18 protein-coding genes and 1 riboswitch are annotated in these 19,355 nt (G+C 41.4%); of the genes, 9 read left to right on the top strand and 9 right to left on the bottom strand.

Features of this window, described 5'->3' with window-relative positions; translation table 11 throughout:
- Positions 1–190: 190 nt before the first annotated feature.
- Positions 191–2,014, top strand: a complete 1,824-nt coding sequence (gene typA / locus CSC79_RS08910; RefSeq protein WP_099295471.1) for a translational GTPase TypA — start codon at positions 191–193, stop codon at positions 2,012–2,014.
- A gap of 190 nt (positions 2,015–2,204) precedes the next feature.
- Here the strand turns inward: typA and CSC79_RS08905 are convergent, their stop codons facing one another.
- Positions 2,205–2,933 (bottom strand): CBM9 family sugar-binding protein, encoded by a 729-nt coding sequence (locus CSC79_RS08905; protein WP_099295470.1) that lies wholly within the window; start codon positions 2,931–2,933, stop codon positions 2,205–2,207.
- A 191-nt stretch (positions 2,934–3,124) separates the two neighbouring features.
- Between CSC79_RS08905 and CSC79_RS08900 the strand changes: the two genes are divergently transcribed.
- Positions 3,125–3,400 carry a hypothetical protein gene (locus tag CSC79_RS08900; protein ID WP_099295469.1) on the top strand — a complete coding sequence of 92 codons (276 nt, stop codon included), beginning with the start codon at positions 3,125–3,127 and terminating at the stop codon, positions 3,398–3,400.
- Here CSC79_RS08900 and CSC79_RS08895 read toward each other — a convergent pair.
- Positions 3,395–4,486, bottom strand: coding sequence for an MBL fold metallo-hydrolase (locus CSC79_RS08895; RefSeq protein WP_099295468.1), 1,092 nt, complete (start codon positions 4,484–4,486; stop codon positions 3,395–3,397). The two genes, CSC79_RS08900 and CSC79_RS08895, sit on opposite strands and share 6 nt — an antisense overlap.
- A 162-nt stretch (positions 4,487–4,648) precedes the next feature.
- A complete protein-coding gene (locus CSC79_RS08890) occupies positions 4,649–5,305 on the bottom strand; it encodes a DUF2959 domain-containing protein (protein WP_099295467.1) in 657 nt (218 codons plus the stop codon).
- 86 nt (positions 5,306–5,391) lie between these two features.
- On the opposite strand from CSC79_RS08890, the gene CSC79_RS08885 reads away from it, so the two are divergent.
- The 3 genes from CSC79_RS08885 to dtd are packed head-to-tail and all read left to right on the top strand — an operon-like array spanning position 5,392 to position 7,695.
- The gene (locus tag CSC79_RS08885; RefSeq protein WP_099295466.1) at positions 5,392–6,285 is read left to right on the top strand and encodes a virulence factor BrkB family protein; all 894 of its coding nucleotides are present in this window, start codon (positions 5,392–5,394) and stop codon (positions 6,283–6,285) included.
- A 31-nt stretch (positions 6,286–6,316) separates the two neighbouring features.
- A complete protein-coding gene (locus CSC79_RS08880; RefSeq protein WP_099295465.1) occupies positions 6,317–7,270 on the top strand; it encodes an alpha/beta fold hydrolase in 954 nt (317 codons plus the stop codon).
- On the top strand, positions 7,258–7,695 hold the full coding sequence (dtd, locus tag CSC79_RS08875) for a D-aminoacyl-tRNA deacylase (protein WP_099295464.1): 438 nt from the start codon (positions 7,258–7,260) through the stop codon (positions 7,693–7,695). The genes CSC79_RS08880 and dtd overlap by 13 nt, the downstream gene beginning before the upstream one ends.
- A 5-nt stretch (positions 7,696–7,700) precedes the next feature.
- Here the strand turns inward: dtd and CSC79_RS08870 are convergent, their stop codons facing one another.
- Positions 7,701–8,390 (bottom strand): methyltransferase, encoded by a 690-nt coding sequence (locus tag CSC79_RS08870; protein ID WP_099295463.1) that lies wholly within the window; start codon positions 8,388–8,390, stop codon positions 7,701–7,703.
- 194 nt (positions 8,391–8,584) lie between these two features.
- Here CSC79_RS08870 and CSC79_RS08865 point away from each other — a divergent pair, with 194 nt between their 5' ends.
- Complete coding sequence (locus CSC79_RS08865) at positions 8,585–9,478, top strand: bifunctional GNAT family N-acetyltransferase/hotdog fold thioesterase (RefSeq protein WP_099295462.1); 894 nt, start codon at positions 8,585–8,587, stop codon at positions 9,476–9,478.
- A 52-nt stretch (positions 9,479–9,530) separates the two neighbouring features.
- Here CSC79_RS08865 and CSC79_RS08860 read toward each other — a convergent pair whose 3' ends face one another.
- The 5 genes from CSC79_RS08860 to dapA form a co-directional block, all read right to left on the bottom strand.
- Positions 9,531–10,571 carry a phospholipase A gene (locus tag CSC79_RS08860; RefSeq protein WP_099295461.1) on the bottom strand — a complete coding sequence of 347 codons (1,041 nt, stop codon included), beginning with the start codon at positions 10,569–10,571 and terminating at the stop codon, positions 9,531–9,533.
- 279 nt (positions 10,572–10,850) lie between these two features.
- Positions 10,851–11,972 (bottom strand): succinylglutamate desuccinylase/aspartoacylase family protein, encoded by a 1,122-nt coding sequence (locus CSC79_RS08855; protein WP_099295460.1) that lies wholly within the window; start codon positions 11,970–11,972, stop codon positions 10,851–10,853.
- Between the two features lie 5 nt (positions 11,973–11,977).
- On the bottom strand, positions 11,978–13,183 hold the full coding sequence (locus CSC79_RS08850) for a PLP-dependent decarboxylase (protein WP_099295459.1): 1,206 nt from the start codon (positions 13,181–13,183) through the stop codon (positions 11,978–11,980).
- Positions 13,183–13,923, bottom strand: a complete 741-nt coding sequence (locus CSC79_RS08845; RefSeq protein WP_099295458.1) for a 2,3,4,5-tetrahydropyridine-2,6-dicarboxylate N-succinyltransferase — start codon at positions 13,921–13,923, stop codon at positions 13,183–13,185. Before CSC79_RS08845 ends, CSC79_RS08850 begins: the two co-directional genes overlap by 1 nt.
- 15 nt (positions 13,924–13,938) lie before the next feature.
- Complete coding sequence (gene dapA / locus CSC79_RS08840) at positions 13,939–14,823, bottom strand: 4-hydroxy-tetrahydrodipicolinate synthase (RefSeq protein ID WP_099295457.1); 885 nt, start codon at positions 14,821–14,823, stop codon at positions 13,939–13,941.
- Between the two features lie 135 nt (positions 14,824–14,958).
- A riboswitch (Lysine riboswitch) is annotated at positions 14,959–15,152 on the bottom strand.
- Positions 15,153–15,324: 172 nt separating this feature from the next.
- On the opposite strand from dapA, the gene CSC79_RS08835 reads away from it, so the two are divergent.
- From CSC79_RS08835 to CSC79_RS08825, 3 genes are all read left to right on the top strand, one after another.
- Positions 15,325–16,029 (top strand): DNA-3-methyladenine glycosylase I, encoded by a 705-nt coding sequence (locus CSC79_RS08835; protein WP_099295456.1) that lies wholly within the window; start codon positions 15,325–15,327, stop codon positions 16,027–16,029.
- Positions 16,030–16,046: 17 nt separating this feature from the next.
- Positions 16,047–17,456 (top strand): YdiU family protein, encoded by a 1,410-nt coding sequence (locus CSC79_RS08830; RefSeq protein WP_099295455.1) that lies wholly within the window; start codon positions 16,047–16,049, stop codon positions 17,454–17,456.
- A 460-nt stretch (positions 17,457–17,916) separates the two neighbouring features.
- Positions 17,917–18,978, top strand: coding sequence for an OmpA family protein (locus CSC79_RS08825; protein ID WP_099295454.1), 1,062 nt, complete (start codon positions 17,917–17,919; stop codon positions 18,976–18,978).
- Positions 18,979–19,355: the final 377 nt, after the last annotated feature.

Here is a 19,355-nt window from a genome sequence, read left to right as displayed (position 1 = left end):
TATATAAAACAGATACTTAGTAAAAGTATTGAGAAAGTTTTGAAATTTATATTGGATAAACTTTCATCCATGTCATTAATGAGGGATAATATGCGCCCTTTTAAATCCTATGCTGGGACATCTGGTGAAAACGCAGATGAGTGCGTAGATCTTGCAGGATCAATGAGAATAAACTTCTCTGAGTAAATATATGAGCATCGAACAGTTAAGAAATATAGCGATTATCGCGCACGTTGACCACGGTAAAACAACTCTGGTTGACAAACTACTTGAGCAATCAGGTACATTAGAAACACGCGGCGGTAACGAAGAGCGCGTGATGGACTCAAACGACATTGAGAAAGAACGTGGTATTACCATTTTGGCTAAAAACACGGCCATCTCTTGGAATGACTACCATATCAATATCGTAGATACCCCGGGACACGCCGACTTTGGCGGTGAAGTTGAACGCGTACTTTCGATGGCTGACTCAGTATTATTACTTGTTGATGCTCAAGAAGGTCCAATGCCACAAACGCGTTTCGTAACGCAAAAAGCATTCGCGCAAGGCTTAAAGCCAATCGTTGTTATCAACAAAATTGATAAGCCAGGCGCTCGCCCAGATTGGGTTATGGATCAAATCTTTGATTTATTCGACAACCTTGGCGCAACTGACGAACAGTTAGACTTTAAAGTAATCTATGCATCAGCTATCAATGGCTGGGCAACACTAGATTTAGACGAGCCATCAGACAACATGGAACCTATGTTTAAGATGATCGTTGACGAAGTATCACCGCCGGATGCAGATCCTGAAGGTGACTTCCAAATGCAAATCTCTCAGCTTGATTACAACTCGTATAAAGGTGTAATCGGTATCGGCCGTATCAAACGTGGTTCTGTTGCGCCTAACCAACAAGTTACAGTTATCAGTGCTGACGGCACGACTCGTAACGGTAAGATTGGTTCAGTACAAAGCTACCTAGGCCTTGAGCGTATTGAAACGGATAAAGCGTTCGCTGGTAACATCGTAACAGTTACTGGTCTTGGCGAGCTTAAGATTTCAGATACGATTTGCTGCCCTAACAATGTTGAAGCATTACCACCACTAAGTGTTGATGAGCCAACAGTAACGATGACGTTCTCTGTAAATAACTCTCCGTTCTGTGGTAAAGAAGGTAAGTTTGTAACATCACGTAATATTCGTGAGCGTTTAGACAAAGAATTAGTACACAACGTAGCACTTCGTGTTGCTGATACAGATAACCCAGATAGCTTCCGTGTATCGGGTCGTGGTGAATTACACCTTGGTATCTTAATCGAGAACATGCGTCGTGAAGGTTACGAGCTTGCTGTATCTCGTCCAGAAGTAATCTTACGTACTGTTGATGGTGTGTTAGAAGAACCGTATGAAACACTAACAATTGACTGTGAAGAAGAGCATCAAGGTTCTATCATGGAGCAAATTGGTCTTCGTAAAGGTGAGCTAACTGACATGGCACCAGATGGTAAAGGCCGTATGCGTATGGACTTTATGATCCCAAGCCGTGGCTTAATCGGTTTCCAAACTGAGTTCATGACACTAACATCAGGTTCTGGTTTACTTTACCATACGTTCGATCACTACGGTCCGCACAAAGGTGGCGAGCTAGGTGTTCGTAAAAACGGCGTAATGATTGCTAACGCAACAGGTAAAGCACTTACTAACGCATTATTTAACTTACAAGAGCGCGGCCGTCTATTTATCGGTCACGGTGTTGAAGTTTATGAAGGTATGGTTATCGGTATTCATAGCCGTGATAACGACCTTACAGTTAACGCACTTAAAGGTAAGCAACTTACAAACGTTCGTGCATCTGGTACAGATGAAGCACAATCTCTTGTTCCACCTCTAGATTATACACTTGAGCAAGCGCTTGAGTTTATCGATGATGATGAGCTAGTTGAAGTTACACCTGAGAACATTCGTATCCGTAAGCGTCACTTAACTGAAAGTGAGCGTAAACGTGCGGGTCGTGCTCCTAAGTCATAATCTATTAATTTAGAATAATGATTTTAAAAGCCGCTGTATTGAAAGATACAGCGGCTTTTTTGTTTTTAAAGTAAGAGAAGTTTTCAGTTTTTAGTATTGAGCTCTAAAAGAGTAAGAGCTAAAACAACTGATAATGTAAAACCCCTATTTTTGGGTTTCGCTGCGCTTCCAACCTACACACTAACTTACATCACTTTTTTGGTAGTAAAGTGATTTTGCCAAACACATCAGCATCTATATAGCCAAGGTTACGACTGCCGTTAACAGGCTGTACGTCGTGTGAGCCCATAAAGTGCTCACGCACTTTACTGCCGTCGTTATCGCAGTAGGCGAGCATAAAGCCAACGACTTGCTTTGGCGTTAATTTAAGCGGGGTGTTTTGCGTGCCTTCTTGGTAATCATTTGGGTAGAGCTTTATTGCTACTTCCCAAGTGATATTGTAGGGAGCGTTCGTATTACGCTGCCAGCGACTGACTAAGTGGTCTGTGTATAAGTGAGGCTTTTTATCTGGCCCGAAATCGGCGGCTTGGTTATCAAGGCCAATATGATAGGCAAATGCTGTATGGTTAAATTGATGTTTACCGCCAGACGCATCACTGTCAATAAAGATTTCGAGGGCATCATCATCCCAGTATTTTTCGGTTGGATCTGGGTGTGTATCAATTAGTACATCATCAGCAATATCAGCTTGCAAGTACAGATAACCCTCATCCCACAGTAATTTGTAGCGACCTTTAAAGTCCTTGCTTGAGTCTGGGAGAGTGCCATCCATAAGGTGTGGCATGGTTTGCCAAGTGGCTTTGTCCCAAGCGCTTTCAGCAACACCATCAATAGTAATTGGCGTAGATGTGTGTTCTACATCAATAGCGAAAGCTGCATTACATACTAATAAGCTTGAAATCAACGCTGATTTCTTCATGTTATTCTCAAATATATATTTTTAGTAATATTGTCTGAAACATAGTTTGAAAACAACAAGTAAAAAGGAACGACTGCTAAATAACATCTGTAGTTACCAGCATACGATAAGAACAGATTTTTACATTTTTAGTGTTTAAAATAGGTAAAATAACGGGGGTGCTTAAACTAATACACATTTAAGGAATTATTGTGGCTAAAGCGTTACCCTTAGTTATGGTTGTGTTGTTATCAGGTTGTACTTCTTCACAAATGATGAGGTCGGGTTGTGATTTTGTTGTTGGCGGCGCGCAAAGCCAGCAACGACAAGCGCAAAACCTTGCTATGGATAGGACAGATACAAACCAAGAAATGAATGTGATTAATGGGTTCTTACAGATGCTATTGGGGCCAATCAATCGTTCACTTGGTGGTAATGAATGCAGTACTGAAGACCCCGATAATATGTATCCAAACGTCGCTTTATAAAGCGACGCTTTCTCCTTCATTTAAAATATACAGAGGAGTTGGCGACTCCATTTTGTTGTACATGTGTAATAAGCGCAGCAGTGCTGAGTGGCTGCTGTGATCGCCCATTTTCCAACTAGAATTTCCATACCCCCATGGGATCATGACCTTACAGTTAAGGTCTTGTGCTGCACTTAGCGCATCCTCTGGTGTGGTATGAACGTAACGATACCAGTCGCCATTTTCTTCATGGTAATAAGAGGCTATGGGTATTAAACAAATATCAATTTCACCATATTTTTGCTCAATATCGCTAAAATGCTGTGAATAACCTGTATCACCGGCAAAAAACAGTGTTTTACCATTTTGTTCAAGTAGCCAGCTACTCCATAGATCTTTATCGTTATCTTCGTAGATAAACGGCACTAAAACACGACTACTAAAATGGTGTGCAGGCAATGCATGAATGGTTAAATCATCGATCTTGGTTTTTGCATACCAAGCCATTTCGCTAATATTAAAGCCACCCGTGGGGAAATTATCTGCCATACCGAGTGGTGTTAGATAGCGAGGCGAATTGCCGATTTCTTCTATATCTGCTTTATTAAAATGATCATAATGAATATGTGAATACATCACAGCGTCTAAGTTATTTATTTCGCTTTTTGTAAGCCAATCGCCAGGTTTACGGTAAAACCCAGAGGCGAGTCTAAAGGCTAAATCAACAGGAGAATCAAATTGATCTTTAACTGGATCAAATACCACTTGTTGCCCGTTGGGGGTTTTTATCATAAACCCAGCATGCCCGAGCCAACGAACAACGAAACCAGTTTTGAGTTTAGGGTTTATTCGTTCGCCTTGGTACTGACAGTTTTCAGCCTCTGTTTCACATACTAAGCGAGTGTTTTTTGGGTAGCAGTCACTTTTACAGCTAACAGGGTAAGTTTTTTTGCCGGGGTAAAGGTTATGATAGCGGCCAGCTCGTTCACCATCTTTATGAAGAGGTACAATCGTATCTGGGCCAGCAATGATCTGCACATGATTCGCAGCACTACACGCTGCTAGTATGCTCGAAACGATGATCAGACTAAAGGTACGTATTTTCATTGGTAACTGAGTTTATTATTGTAATTGCTTAAAGTGTACCAAAAACAGCTGATTAAAAAATATTAAAAAAGTAACAAAAAATAACAAAAAAGCCTGCAAAATTGCAGGCTTAATACTTTTTAACTCACCAACTCGCGGTTTTTAAATAACCTGAACTCTGGTTTATCCCGCTTTATTCATTTGCTCAATGAACTTATTAGAATCAGCGATAGACTTATTCATGTCATCCATTAACACTTTTATGTCGCGTTTGAGGCTAGTAAATTCACCTTGAATTGCTGTTACAGCTTGCGCATTAAGATTATGTTTTAAGTATAAAACATTATCTCGTAGTGATGATAATACAGGTTCCATTTTGCTTTCGGCGTTACGCATTGAGCGTAATAACTTTTCAAAATCGCGCTTGGTTGAATTAAGTTGCTTATTGCTTTGGCGTTTTAATGAGGCGTTTGTGTATTGCTCTAATTCATCGGCCCATTCGTCGAACAATGCCTCTGCTACGTCCTCAACTTTATTTATATTAGTGGTTACGTCATTGGCAGCTGAGAGGCTTGACTCGTAATCACTATTAAGTTGGTCGTAGGCTTCTTTTAGGTCGCCGCCATCAAAGTTAATGAGGGTAGATAAACGATCTAAAGCCGATTGAAATTCTTCTTGAGACTCTTCCTGAGAGTCCTTAGTTTCTTCAACGCGGTCAACCAAAATGTCGCGTTTGTGTACGCCTACAGATTCCATGGCAGAATAATAAGCAGATTGGCAACCTGTTAAGGTCATTGTTAACGCAAGTAAGGGTGCGCTGAGTACTGAAAGTTTTTTCATTGAGATCCCTTTTAATTCCCGTTTAGTTTTTAAATTATGTGGTGGATTGCTATGATAATCAAAACTATTTTGCAAAAAGTTAACTTATGAACGACAGGGTAGCACATTATAAGCATCAAGCAGGCTCATTTCTGCGTCAGCAGCCGGGCTGGTGGATGCAGTATTTAAACCGCTGTATTGATGACCAAATCACAGTTAATGCGGGCTATTTAGCGTATGTAACATTACTCTCATTAGTGCCTTTAATTGCGGTTGCAGTGGCAATATTTTCAGCTTTCCCTGGTTTTGAAGATACGCGAGTTGCGATTGAAAACTTTTTGTTCACTAATTTTGTGCCAGCGTCTTCAGATGCAATAAGAGAGCATGTCAGTTCATTTGCAGGTAACGCTAACCAGATGACAGCGGTAGGGGTGAGCTTCTTAGCAGCAATAGCGTTGTTGTTAATGAAAAATGTTGATGCGACGCTTAACCGTATCTGGCGTATCAAGAAGAAACGACCTTTGATGATTTCACTCTCTGTATATTGGATGATTTTGACTTTGGGGCCTGTTTTATTAGGGGCCAGCATTGGTATTTCTTCGTATATTGTTTCTTTAGTTTCATTTGCAGATCAAGGAATCCCGGGGTTTAGTGGCTTTTTAATAAAACTTTTACCCTTTATAATTTCTATGGCGGGCTTTATTTTGCTCTATACTTTAGTTCCAAATACACCTGTTCCATTTAAGGCGGCGATCCCCGGTGCAATTTTTGCTGCGGTTTTGTTTGAATTAACAAAAAAAGGATTTGCTTTGTATATTAGTCACTTTCCATCCTATGAGTTAATTTATGGGACAGTGGCAACCATCCCAATTTTGTTTGTTTGGGTATACCTTTCGTGGACGGTCGTGTTACTAGGTGCAGAATTTACAGTGTGTATTAGCCCTAAAAATATCGAAGATACACCCGAGATCCAACTTGAAACGGACTCATCACACACATAACATTTGCACCGCTGATACAGGAGTCAGCGTTATGCAGTTATACCCGAACATCACCCCTTATAATGACTTTCATCTGAGTGTCGGTGAGGGTCATCAGCTTCATGTGCAAGAATATGGTAACCCCAATGGGCTTCCTGTAATTATTTGCCATGGTGGCCCAGGACTTGGTTTAAATCGTGATAATTGCCGTTTTTTTGATCCCACTCGTTATCGTATTATTTTATATAGCCAGCGTGGCTGTGGCCTGTCTACTCCTCACCAAGTAAGTCAAAATACCTCTGATCATCTCATTGAGGATTTGAATTACCTTAGACAATCATTGGGTATCGATAAGCTATCGCTTTGTGGAGCATCATGGGGCGCAACACTATGCTTGCTGTATGCAATTAAGTATCACAAGCACGTTGCAGGACTTATACTACGCGGTACATTTTTAGCGACTCACGCTGATTTAGAATGGTTATATGGCCCAAGTGGTGCTGCGGCACAATTTTACCCTGAGCTTTATCAAGACTTCTCACAAAGCCAACGTGATGTGAAAAGTATTTTTGCGTCTTATAAGCAGCACTTATATGGCGATGATCAAATTCATGCCAGTCACTATGCAAAGCAGTGGTGTCAATGGGAGGCTGTTCTGTCACAAGGAAAACAGTCACCGCAGTGGGCGCTAAATTGCCCTCAGCAAGGGCTTTTTATGGCTCGTTTAATGGTGCATTTTTTCAGCGAGAATTGTTTTATTGAGGAAAACTATATTGTAAAAAATAGCCATAACTTGCATAAGCTACCTATGTGGTTTATTCACGGTAGACATGATTTAGTCTGCCGTTTCAGCGTAGTACAACAGTTTGCAAAACAGCTCAATGCACAGCTATTTGTGTTAGATGAAATTGGGCACGGTGTTGATAATCAGGTATATTTGTCAGCAGTGCGGCGTGCTGCCGATCTTATGTCTATCAAATTATCGAGGAATAAATGCAAGGATTAATTCAGCGCGTAAAACACGCGAATGTACAAGTAGATAATCGTGTTATAGGTCAAATTCAACAAGGGATATTACTGTTATTAGGGGTTGAAAAGCTCGACGATAAAGCAGTCGCAGATAAACTGCTGCATAAAGTGAGCAACTACCGTATTTTTTCAGATGAAAACGATAAAATGAATTTGAGTTTAAAGGACATTCAAGGTGAGTTGCTGGTTGTATCGCAGTTCACATTAGCCGCAGATACCAAAAAGGGTATGCGACCTAGCTTTTCATCTGCAGCAACGCCAGATCAAGCACGTGAGTTATATGAATACTTTGTGAGTCAGGCACAGTCTCAAGGAATAAAAGTCGCAACGGGTGAATTTGCCGCAGATATGCAAGTGAGCCTCTGTAACGATGGTCCGGTAACCTTCAATTTAAAGGCCTAAAAGGTTTATTTACTTATCATGACAATATGATTTGTGTAGTCGGGTATTTTTTCAATATTGGGGGGCTTGCCAAACGTGGCGCTTAAAAGTTGCTCCAGTTGTTTGAGTTGTGATTGATGCGCTGATAAAAAGTTAATAAATAAATGCCCGTTAGTGCTAAGCGCATCCCGTATTTTTTCATAAAAATGGTGTTTATATAAAAAAACGGGTGCATCTAGCTGACTAAAGAGATCAAGAATAACCCAATCATATTGTGCGTTTTGACTAAGCGCTGCTTGAGCGTCAGAACACTTTAAATTACTGGCATTAACACCATCAAAGAAGCGCTTATAACAATCAATAATGCTGGCGTTTTTTTCAATAGACGTGAGTTGGCAATCAGGGTTAGTGTGTTGTATATAATTGCGAATAGCGCCAGCTCCAAGGCCCAGCTCAAGTACTTTTTGGGGTTTAGTCAAAGGCAGCCATAAACAAGCTAGCGATTGTAAGTGTGGAAACAATAGATGGCTTGGATTATTTTTTTCAACCACTGACTGTAATATATCGTTAATGAGTAACCAGCGAAACTGCTTGTATTGGCGAACTTGAATGCAATCAGCACCCTGTTTGTGCCAATAGATAAGCTGTCCGATGCGATGGCAATCTTCGATAAAGCTATGCTTTACAATGCCAGCACTTACAATTAAATTTTCCATATATGTATCTTAGACGAGTCAACATAAACCGCCAGCCTGTTAAGCTTGTTTTACAGTTCAAATAAGGGCTCACCAAAGTCGTATTCCAAGTTTTTAAAAGATAGCGTATGGTAGGTCGCAATAAAAAACGCTGCTTTATATTATTTATCGATGGTAGATATGTTTAATGCGGTAATAGCACAACAGGAGAATGTATGTTTCAGGTAACTACGCCACAAAGCAGTGAAGATTGGCAGGCATATTATCAATTACGCTGGCAGGTATTACGTGCACCTTGGCAGCAGCCGCGCGGCTCTGAACAAGATGACTTGGAACAGGACGCTGAACATCGGTTTATAAAAAATAAATCTGGAGAAGTGCTTGGTGTTGCTCGTTTACACTTTAATAATCAGCAACAAGCGCAAGTACGTTATATGGCGGTTGCTGAGGGAAATCGCAATCAGCATATTGGTAGTCGGTTGTTGCACGAGCTTGAAAAAATAGCGTGGACGCAAGATGCTGATGAGTTGGTGTTATTTGCACGTGAACGCGCGTTAGAGTTTTATAAGCGCCATGGCTATGAGTTAAAAGAAAAAGCACACCTAGCCTACGATGATGTGCAGCACTTTAAAATGATCAAGCAAAAACCGTCTGAGCCTGGCTGGTTTCGTCACCCTAATTGGACCCAAGTGTTACAAAATACATGGCGCGAATCGATTCCAATCAGTGATGCGATGGGAATTAAAGTTGAAAGCTATACTGATTGGCAATTTACCACCCGCGCTGATTTAAACGCCAACCTAAACCTACATAATACGATGTTTGCAGGTTCTATCTATAGCTTAGCGACGTTAACAGGTTGGGGCGCAACTTATTTAGCGCTTAAAGAAGCCGGTCTTGAAGGTAATATTGTGCTTGCTGATGCCAATATTAAATACTTAAAACCACTTAATAACTATCCTCGTGGCTGTGTCGATTTAAGTGCTTGTAAAGGTAAACTGGTGGAGCTTGAAACAGATTCTAAAGCAAGCTACATAGTGCCCGTTGAAATTTACGACGGTGAGTTACTTGTAGCCGAGTTTGAAGGCACATTTAAAATCATTAAGTAGCCTGAATTTAGCACTAATAACAAAAAGGCCAAGCGATTGCTTGGCCTTTTCTTTAAAGTAAATCAGTTAATAAAATACCCACACCTATGCGCTCAATATCCGCGTTGTAATCGATTAAGCTTTCGCCATAGCCATTAAAGTATTGTGCATAACCTCTTAATCGGCCCCATAGCGGGAATGACCAGTCAAGCTGGATCGCACCGCGGTTATCTGAATTTAAGTTATTGCGTGTCATAAAACTAAATTCATGCTCTTCGTAGCGATAAGCGCCACCAAACTCAAAATAGCCCATATATTTGTATATATCTGGGTTATCGTCGCCCTTGGCTTCCATAGGATCTTCTTTTCTATCTTCAGGAATGCGGTACCAAGGCTTGAAACTAAATACAAAGCCATCTTTCTCCCATAAGAAATCAGCATAAATTCGATTCCATGAACGAGAGTTAGGCTGACTACGACCATTTGATTGATGCACCATCCCTATAGATATCGCCATTTCATCACCCCAAAGTACGTTTTCAGGGTCGAGGTAGTTAATCCAAAAAATTTCAGGCTCATAGTTTGTTTCGCGAAATGGCGATGAAATTTCGTTGTTATAAAACTGCCAAAATGACTGCAAGGTAAAACCAAAAAATACAGTTTGATCGTCATCTGCAAAATCATTATAGAGCGGTACTTTAATTGAAAGTTGGTACTTCACTTCTAGGTTATCAAGCTGCTCGCCGGTGGGTTCGTCAGATAGTTCGTTTAGTCGGCCAAAAGGGCGAGTATTTGGATTTGATACATAGGATAATGGCAGCAAATAGTTACGCTTATGGGGCGTGATAACATTGCGATTTTTTTGACTTACTTGTTCACGTGCTTTGCGTTTATCAAGCGCAGTTATTTGCTTAGTTTCATCTAGTGCAGAACATTTTTTTCGAAGCTGTGCTAGGGTTTGATTTTCGTCCCCTGCTATTGCTTCGTTTAAGATGCATTGTTTTACTAATTCAATATCACTGTCTTGTTCGTTTGTCTTTTGTGGGTCTGCTTGTTGTGCCAACACGCTAGTTGATAACAACGTAGTAAGTAAAATCCCATTGCGCCAAGTCATTATTATTCCTTTGGTAAACTAAATAGAGAGTCTATGTGGAGCTGGTGGACTTGTGCCACTGCTTAAGCGGCTGAAAGTATTTATTCAGTTTATCTGTCCACAAGCAACTTTAACAGAAGATCTGTGAATTGTTACTGAACTTAATAAATTTTGATGCCTTTTGATTACAAATACAAATACAAATACAAAGAAAAAGCGGCCGAAGCCGCTCGTTCATGCACTTTTTCCACTTGGATAATCGTGCTCTCACGCAATGAGAAGGGGTGAGCTCTAAAGAATCTAAAGCTCAAATACGTTGGTGAAAAATTTGTAGAGTTCGGTGCCTTGATTCACACTTGCTGAGGCAAAGTGCAAAATTGCAATGGCATCACAATCGAGAGTGAGGGTTTGTAATGGCTGTTCACTAAGGTAGCGCTCCATTCGTAATACTTTAGCAATTGGCTCGCCAGCTTTAATATGGCCACCAAGCGGGGCTATGTATTCAACCATGCCACCCATGGGCGCGTAGTAAGCGAAGTAGTCAGCGAGCAGACAGCCATAGCGCTTCATTTGTTTTGGTTGAAAGGGCGCATCAACAAAAACCTGCTTATGATTTAAATAACTTAAAATACTGTTGGCGTCATCCAATGCTGCGCTTAAATCGATTTTTTCTTGGCTACCTAGCTCAACAGTAAACGCTTCAACTTGTACGTTAAATTCACGGCCTTGCTTTGCTAATTGTTCAGTTAATTGCCACCAAGGACAAAAGCTGGCTTCGTCCATTGCGCCGTCAAAATCATTTGGAATAAGTAGTACGTGGGGGATATTAAAATAGCTGGCGCTTTGCTTTGCGTAGTCAGGGCAATATAGGTGCTGGCTAGAAATAGGGCCTGTGTGTAAGTCGAGGACAATATCTGCTTGGTGTGCGAGCTTTTGTAAATTAAGTGCAATACGTTTGCCTGTGGTTAAACGATAATCTGGCCCGGCTAACTGTTGTTCTATTTCATTTATCAATGCGGATTTAAACGCTGTTTTTAAGGTTTTATCATCAGCATCACGGTATTGCTCTGCAAAGTTAACAGCTAATTGACTGTTGCAATGATACATACGGTTCCAGTTAGTGCCCGTAATTGGATCAAAGCGACCAAGAGTAAATTCCCCTGACTTTTGATTACAACCAATTGGGTTCGCGTAGGGGACTAAAGTGATATCACCTTTTAAGTTCAGTTGCTTTAGCTGTTCGAGCAATTGATAAATGACCGCGTTGCCTTGCACTTCCGCGCCATGCATATTTGCTTGTATATAAACGCTTGGTCCGCTGCCATCGCCTTTTAAACGATACACCGGAATGGTTAGCGGTAAGCCGTTGGCAACCTCACCCACGACAATGTTTTCTTGGCTGATTGGGGTTGTATTACTCATCTCAATTACCTTAAGTAGTGACTGGCATCTTCTGCTTGGCGAATACAGGATAATTTATCGTTTTGTAATACATACTCAGCGGCAAGTTCATGGCATAAAAAGTAGGGCATGCTTTCAGTAAAACCATAAGCACCACATTGACTAAATGCGAGCCAATCATCTTCATTTAAATCATTCGGTAAATGATGCTCACCTAAGCAGTCAAGCGCAGTACATAACGGGCCGTATAAGCTCATTGCTTGGTTTGGTGCTGTTGAATCACGTAATAACCGCGCTGGGAAATCTTGGCTAGTGACCGCTGGGCGCAATAAATGATTAATGCCACCGCTTAAAATGACTTGTTGTTGCCCATAATTTAATTTGCGCTCGACAACAGGGGTTACGTAATGACCACACTCGCCGACAGCATAACGGCCAAGCTCCATCCATAACTCTTCAACGCCAGAATCACGCTTAATTTTTGCAAGTTCATCGATTAACGCATCCCAACTCAAAGTTGGTGCATCAAGCGTGTAAGGAATGCCTAAGCCACCGCCTAAATCGAGCACGTTTAAATGAATACCTAAATCGCTTGCTAGCTGCTGTAGTGGCGCGACCATTTGTGACCAAAGCTGGGCGAGTTTGTCGCTACTAAGCATATTTCCCCATTGAAAAATATGCAGGCCATCAAAGTTAAGTGCAGGGTAATCATTCGTATTGAGTGCTTGCCATTCATCGCAGCCTAAGCCAAATGGTGTAAGGCTGTCGCCCCCTAGTGGGTTCTTTTCACCTTCAGGCCAACGTAATTGCACACGCAATAAAACCTGTAGTTGGCACTGTTTTGCAATTGCTTGCTCATTTAGCCAACGCACTTGATTGAGACTTTCGGCGACAAATATACGCACGCCTCGCTCGATAAAGTGTTTAATTTGTTTAGGGCTCTTTGCAGGCCCTGTGTTGAGCACGCGCTCGCTGTTAATACCTTGAGCAAGTACTTGCTCAAGTTCGCCTTTACTTGCAACATCAAAGTTAAAGCCTGCGTTATCTAAACTTTGTATGACTTTAGACAGGGGATTGGCTTTAACCGCATACCAAAGTTTTACTTCGGTTTGCGCCACTAAACGCGCTAAATGTGCATTTAGTGAGTCGAGATCGTAGACAAAAAATGGGGTATCGAGGTTACTCGAAAGTTCACCAATGGCGGTTTTAACTGGCGTGCTCAAAAAGGTCATTAACGTAAAACCTCTTCTAGTAGTAAAGACGCATCACTTTGTTCATCACGGTATTTTACGATTAATGCACATGACATGCTTAAGCCCTGCTCGCGTGCCCAGTCATTTGAAGCCGGGCGTGAGCCAGGGATCACAATGGCGTACTCAGGGATTGGCTCGCCTTTATCTAGTTGACGCTCGTTAACGCAGTCATAAACTGGGATTGTAGCTGATAAACGCACACCTGGCGCAAGTACTGCACCTTTTTTAACAACGACCCCTTCAACGATTACACAGCCTGCGCCGATGAACGCATCGTCTTCTACAACAACAGGGCTTGCGCCAATTGGTTCCAGCACACCACCTAGTTGCACAGCAGCACTTAGATGAACGTTTTTACCTACTTGTGCACACGAACCAACAAGAGCGTGGCTATCAACCATAGTGCCTTCGTCAATAAACGCACCAATATTTACATACGCTGGTGGCATAATAATTGTGCCTTTAGCAACGTGTGCACCACGGCGAACACTTGAACCACCGGGTACCATACGTACGCCATTTTCGGCGGTAAATTCTTGCGGTGCCAAGTTGTGCTTATCAACAAAACCACCGGTAAACTCGGTGTTAGTACCGTTTTTAAACGCTTCTAAAATACCTTGTTTTACTTCAATATTAGCGTGCCATTGGCCTTTTTCGTCTTGTGTTGCAGCGCGAACGGCGCCTGATTCTAAATTATTTAATAGTTCTAACCAGCTCATTATAAAAACCTGTGTTTAATGCCAAGATAAAATGGTGTTGTTTGCATTGTTAATGCAATCTGTTTGCGTTAGCTCGAGATGAGTTAACGGTGGACGCAAATACGGGCTGTTTAGTCGCCCTTGTAAATGCATCAAAACTTTTACGGGAATGGGGTTTGCGACGGCAAACAAGCTATGGATTGCTTGCGACCAATCAGCAAATAAATTTGGGTGCTGACCGCTAAGGCTGCGCTTAACAAACTCATGGGTTTGTGCTGGCCATGCATTAGCTGCTACAGAAACCAAGCCTTTCGCTCCGGCTTGAGAAAAATAAGGCATAAGGGCATCATCACCGCTGAATATTGCTAACTCAGGCGAGGCTTTTCTAAACCCTTCAAATTTAGCAATATCACCGCTGGCTTCTTTAAGTGCCCATAAATTTTTATGATCCTTTAAAGTGCTAACAACGGCTGGTGGAATATCTACCGCACTGCGACCAGGTACGTTATAGAGCATGCATGGGTGAACACTTGCGTTGAGTAGGCTTTCAAACCAATGAGTTTGACCTACAACGCCAGGCTTGGCATACAGTGGTGAGCCCAGTAAATAACCGTGAATAGGCAGTTGATTACAGTACTCTACCCACGCAATTTGTTGGGTTAGGTTCATACCGCCAACGGCAACCATTAATGGCACATTGAGTTCTAACTGACATACATGCTCAACAATGGCTTGTTGCTCTTTCAGACTAAGCGCTAAGCCTTCGCCCGTACTACCGAGTAGTAAAATGCCATTCTTAGCAGCTTGTTGTTCTGCAACAAGTTGTTCAAGTACCGCATAATCTACTTCGCCCCGGTCAGTAAAAGGCGTGACGAGAGCAGTCCATAGCGGGTAGTCGTTTAAATTAAGGTTGTTTTTCATCTGCAACGAACTTATCAGGTGTTCGCTGAGTAAAATGAGGAAGAAATATAGATATGCCGCATTTACATCAGTCGAACTTTAAAATTCGAAGAGCGAATGGGCTTAAATAATAGGGCGCACAGGCCTTATTATGCTAAGACCAGAAGCTCTCCACCAAACTTATCAACAGCGCAGCTGTTGTTGGTGACAGTCGCTGGGATTCAACCCAGTCGCCCGAAATAACCCTTCACAAAAAGTGTTATTTCTCGGCGTTAATTCCCCTCACGTATGATCACTGGAGTGTGTGCTCCTCACATACGTTACCTGAATAACGCACCTCTTCTAGCCCACAGTGTGAGTTTAAAATGTTCAAACTCACACCTTAAATAGGGGTAATGGCGGTGATTAAAGCATTTTAGCCGTCTAGGTGTCAAGGTAGAAGCGATCGTTTACTAGAGAGTATTACGTATAAGGTCATTTTTCCGTACACTAATAAGCAGAAACAGCAAAGGTAGTAAAACGATGGAAAAGTTTCAGGATATATATAAACGAGCAGCACAAAGAAAAGGCGGTAAGGCCATGCTTCAGCAGCTATTACATCCGCCCTTAAAACCGTCTCAGCTGAAAAGCTTACCTGATGACGCATGGCTTGAGGAATTTACCCGTAAAGTATTTCAAAGTGGCTTTTATTGGTCTGTTATTAATAGTAAGTGGGCTGGTTTTAGGGAAGTATTTTGGGATTTTAGTGTTGAAAAGTTACTGATGATGCCACCTGATATGCTAGAACAAAAAGCCAGTGATGAGCGTATTGTGCGTAACTTTAAAAAAGTACAAACCATTACTGATAACGCATATATGATTCATGAAGTAGCGAGTGAACACGGCAGTTTTAGTGCGTTTATTGCAAACTGGCCTACAGACGACATTATTGGCTTATGGGCGTATTTAAAAAAACACGGTGCGCGCTTAGGTGGTAACACTGGGCCTTATGCATTAAGAACTCTAGGTAAAGATACGTTTTTACTTTCACGCGACGTAGAAAGCTACTTGCGCGCACATAAAATTATTGATGGTGGCTTACAAACTAAAAAGTCGCTCACTGCCGCACAAGCATTTTTTAATGAATTACAGCAACAAAGTGGCTTAAGTTTACAAGAGCTAAGCTTAATCGTAGCCTATAGCGTGGGTGATAACCGTGTGGGTATTCAAACAACTGAACCGCAGTAGCGGCGAAAGGTAATTCAATGAAATTAGTATCACGCTATACCGACATAGCAGAGCAATTTGCTATCGCCGATAGACCGAGTCCAGTTGGCGAGCCCTCGCTGCTGTTATTTAACGACGCTGTGGCTAAACAATTGAGTATTGATGTTTCATCAGCACAGCAAGCCGCAGTGCTTAGTGGTAACCAAATAGACTCAACTGTAGCGCCCGTTGCGCTGGGCTATTCTGGCCATCAATTTGGTCACTTTTCACCTCGCTTAGGAGATGGCCGCGCGCATTTACTTGGGGCTGTTGCCGATCAACAAGGATTACTTTGGGATATTCAGTTAAAAGGCTCTGGGGCGACACCGTTTTCTCGTGGTGGTGATGGTCGCTGCGCTATTGGCCCGGCAGTACGTGAATACATAATGAGTGAAGCAATGCACGCACTAGGCGTGCCGACAACCCGTTGTTTAGCGGTGGTCGCAACGGGCGAAACCGTTTACAGACAACCACCACAGCCTGGCGCGATTGTGACTCGAGTTGCATCAAGTCATATCAGAGTAGGGTCATTTCAGTATTTAGCAACCCAAGGAGATGTTGTAGGTTTAAAAGCCTTAGCTGATTTGGCAATTACACGACATTATCCACATATACAAAGCACGGGTCCTGAGCGTTATTTAGCCTTCTTGAGTGAGGTAATAAAAAAACAAATAGAACTAGTTGTGAGCTGGATGCGGGTGGGGTTTATTCACGGTGTAATGAATACAGATAACACACTCGTCAGCGGTGAAACCATTGATTATGGCCCGTGTGCGATGATGAATAGTTTTGATTTTGATACAGTATTTAGCTCCATTGACCGTCAAGGCCGTTACGCATTCGGTAATCAACCTAATATTGCAAACTGGAATTGCGCACGGTTAGCTGAGAGTTTAATACCGTTAATAAGCGAAGATGATGAACAAGCCGTTGCTTTACTTAGCCCTCTAATTAATAGTTTTGCAGAAAAGTTTAATCACGCATTTACTGACATGTGGGCGCAAAAGCTAGGGTTGGATGGGCACAAACCTGAAGATAGCGAGTTAGTGGCTGAGTTATTAGCATTGTTAAAAGATAACTCTCTTGACTATACCAATACGTTTGACAGTTTAACGAGGTCGTTGAAAGAAAGTGTAACAATTCCTCCGGTATTATCCTCTTGGTCTGAGAAGTGGGCTCACAGGACACACAAACAAAGTTACTCAATCATGCGAAAAGTTAATCCAACATTGATCCCGCGTAACTATATGGTAGAAAAAATCCTAAAAGACTTTGCTGAATCTAACCAAAGTCCCATACTAAGCGAATACTTACAAGCACTGCAAAACCCCTATACTCAAAGCATCAATGAGTCATGGAATCATGCAGCTTCAGATGAAAAAAATTATCAAACTTTTTGTGGTACTTAATAAGTAGGGCTGCACGAAAACATGCTTGTGTAGCATCAATAAAAATTTAGATAATGAATTATTACTGGCTTAATGCGCCAAGTTGCAATTATTAACTGTTATTTATAGGCATTTATTGGAAATAAACACGGTTACTACTTGTTGATTCAAAATTAAGCAATATAATGCTAATAAGGGTTTTAAAATCTGTATCGCTAATTTTATATAGGTGGCGATACGTTAAATAATTGAATTTAGATGTTTATTGTAAGTTTAAAATGCAGCTTTTTCGTAGGTTAGGTAAAGTTTATTATCTGGTCTATACTGATTAGCGTTTTTATTCTAAAAATACTTTTATAAAAAACACCATGAATGTGTTTTCGTTAAGTAATGATTAACAAAAGATTCTGTACTCTGGTAATACTTAATTAGGCTAGGGTCACTTAGCTACAATTTTAATTGTGAAAATGGGAAGGAAACAATGAAATTAAAATCTCTTACTATTGCTTTGGCACTAGCTGCAACTAGCGCTTCAAGCTTCGCGGCTGAAAAAGAAGGTTTCTTTATCGGCGCATTTGGTGATTACTATGACGCTTCTTGGGAAAATGTTCGTGGTAGTGCCGGCACTAACGTTGATGATTCAACAGGTTGGGGTCTTGAACTAGGTTATCGCTTTAGCGATTACTGGAGTGCACGTTTAGAGTATGCTGATATGGATTTTGACATTTCAAGTTCAAATCCAGCAATGACAGCAACAAGCCTAGAAGGTGATCGTTTAGGTGTTGATGCACTTTATCACATCAATGGCGGTCCTTTTTACGGTATCGTTGGTCTTAAAAACGTTGATGCAACGGAAAGCCTTACATTTGCTAACGTAGGTGCTGGTTACCAACATTATTTCACTGATAACTTCGCGTTCAACGCAGAAACATCAATATTCCAAGGTCTTGACCGTGGTTACACTGATGTTGGCGCTAAGCTAGGTCTAAGCTACTTGTTTGGCAATCAAAGCTCATCTGCTGCACCAGTAGAAGCTGCACCAGTCGCAGCAGTTGTTCCAGTTGCTGTTGCTCCAACAGACAGCGATAACGACAATATTCCTGATGCAGATGATCAGTGTGCTAACACACCGATGACTGATGCAGTAGACGGCACTGGCTGTACTCTATATGAAGATCGTGAAGTAACCAAGAGCTTACTAATTACGTTCCCTAACAATACAGCTAAAGTTTCACAAAAGTACTTAGATGACATCGATGCAGCAGTTGCTTTCTTAAATGAGCACCCGGGTACTGAAGTGCTTCTAGAAGGTCACACTTCAGCTGTAGGTAAAGCAGACTACAATAAATGGTTATCTAAAAAGCGTGCAGATTCAGTTGCAGCTCGCCTTATCGAAGATGGCATTGAAAAAGAGCGCATCATCACGGTTGGTTTAGGTGAAGAGCGTCTTAAAAATGAAGCTAACACGGCAGCAGCACATGCTGAAAACCGTCGTGTTGAAGCACACGTAACAGTAATTGAGCGCGTTAAAGTTAAGCGTTAATTTATAATACTGTTCTAAAAACCCAGCTTTTGCTGGGTTTTTTATGCCTGTTATTCAGTGATGATCAATTTATGTTATATCCATGAAATGGCCTTTCACTTTTCAATATTTACTAAAGCTTTGTGCTATGCCGATTTTGCTCTTACCTCAACGCACAAGGGTTCATCATTAGAGTACTCTAACCCCTTGCTGCTTAAATTATTTTTGCTTTTATTTGGATAAATCATTTTGATGATATGCGGCTACTATTAAGTATCGCAGAACAGAAAATGGGTGAAGTCTTAACAGACCCAAGTAATGTTGGTCAACTTTATGTTGCAAATGCTTTATTTTATAACCGTATTCTTGTAAGTATAGAAATTCATACTAAATGCGCG

The organism is Pseudoalteromonas sp. 3D05, from assembly GCF_002723455.1.
Lineage (GTDB): Bacteria > Pseudomonadota > Gammaproteobacteria > Enterobacterales > Alteromonadaceae > Pseudoalteromonas.
This window is presented reverse-complemented; position numbering and strand designations above follow the sequence as displayed.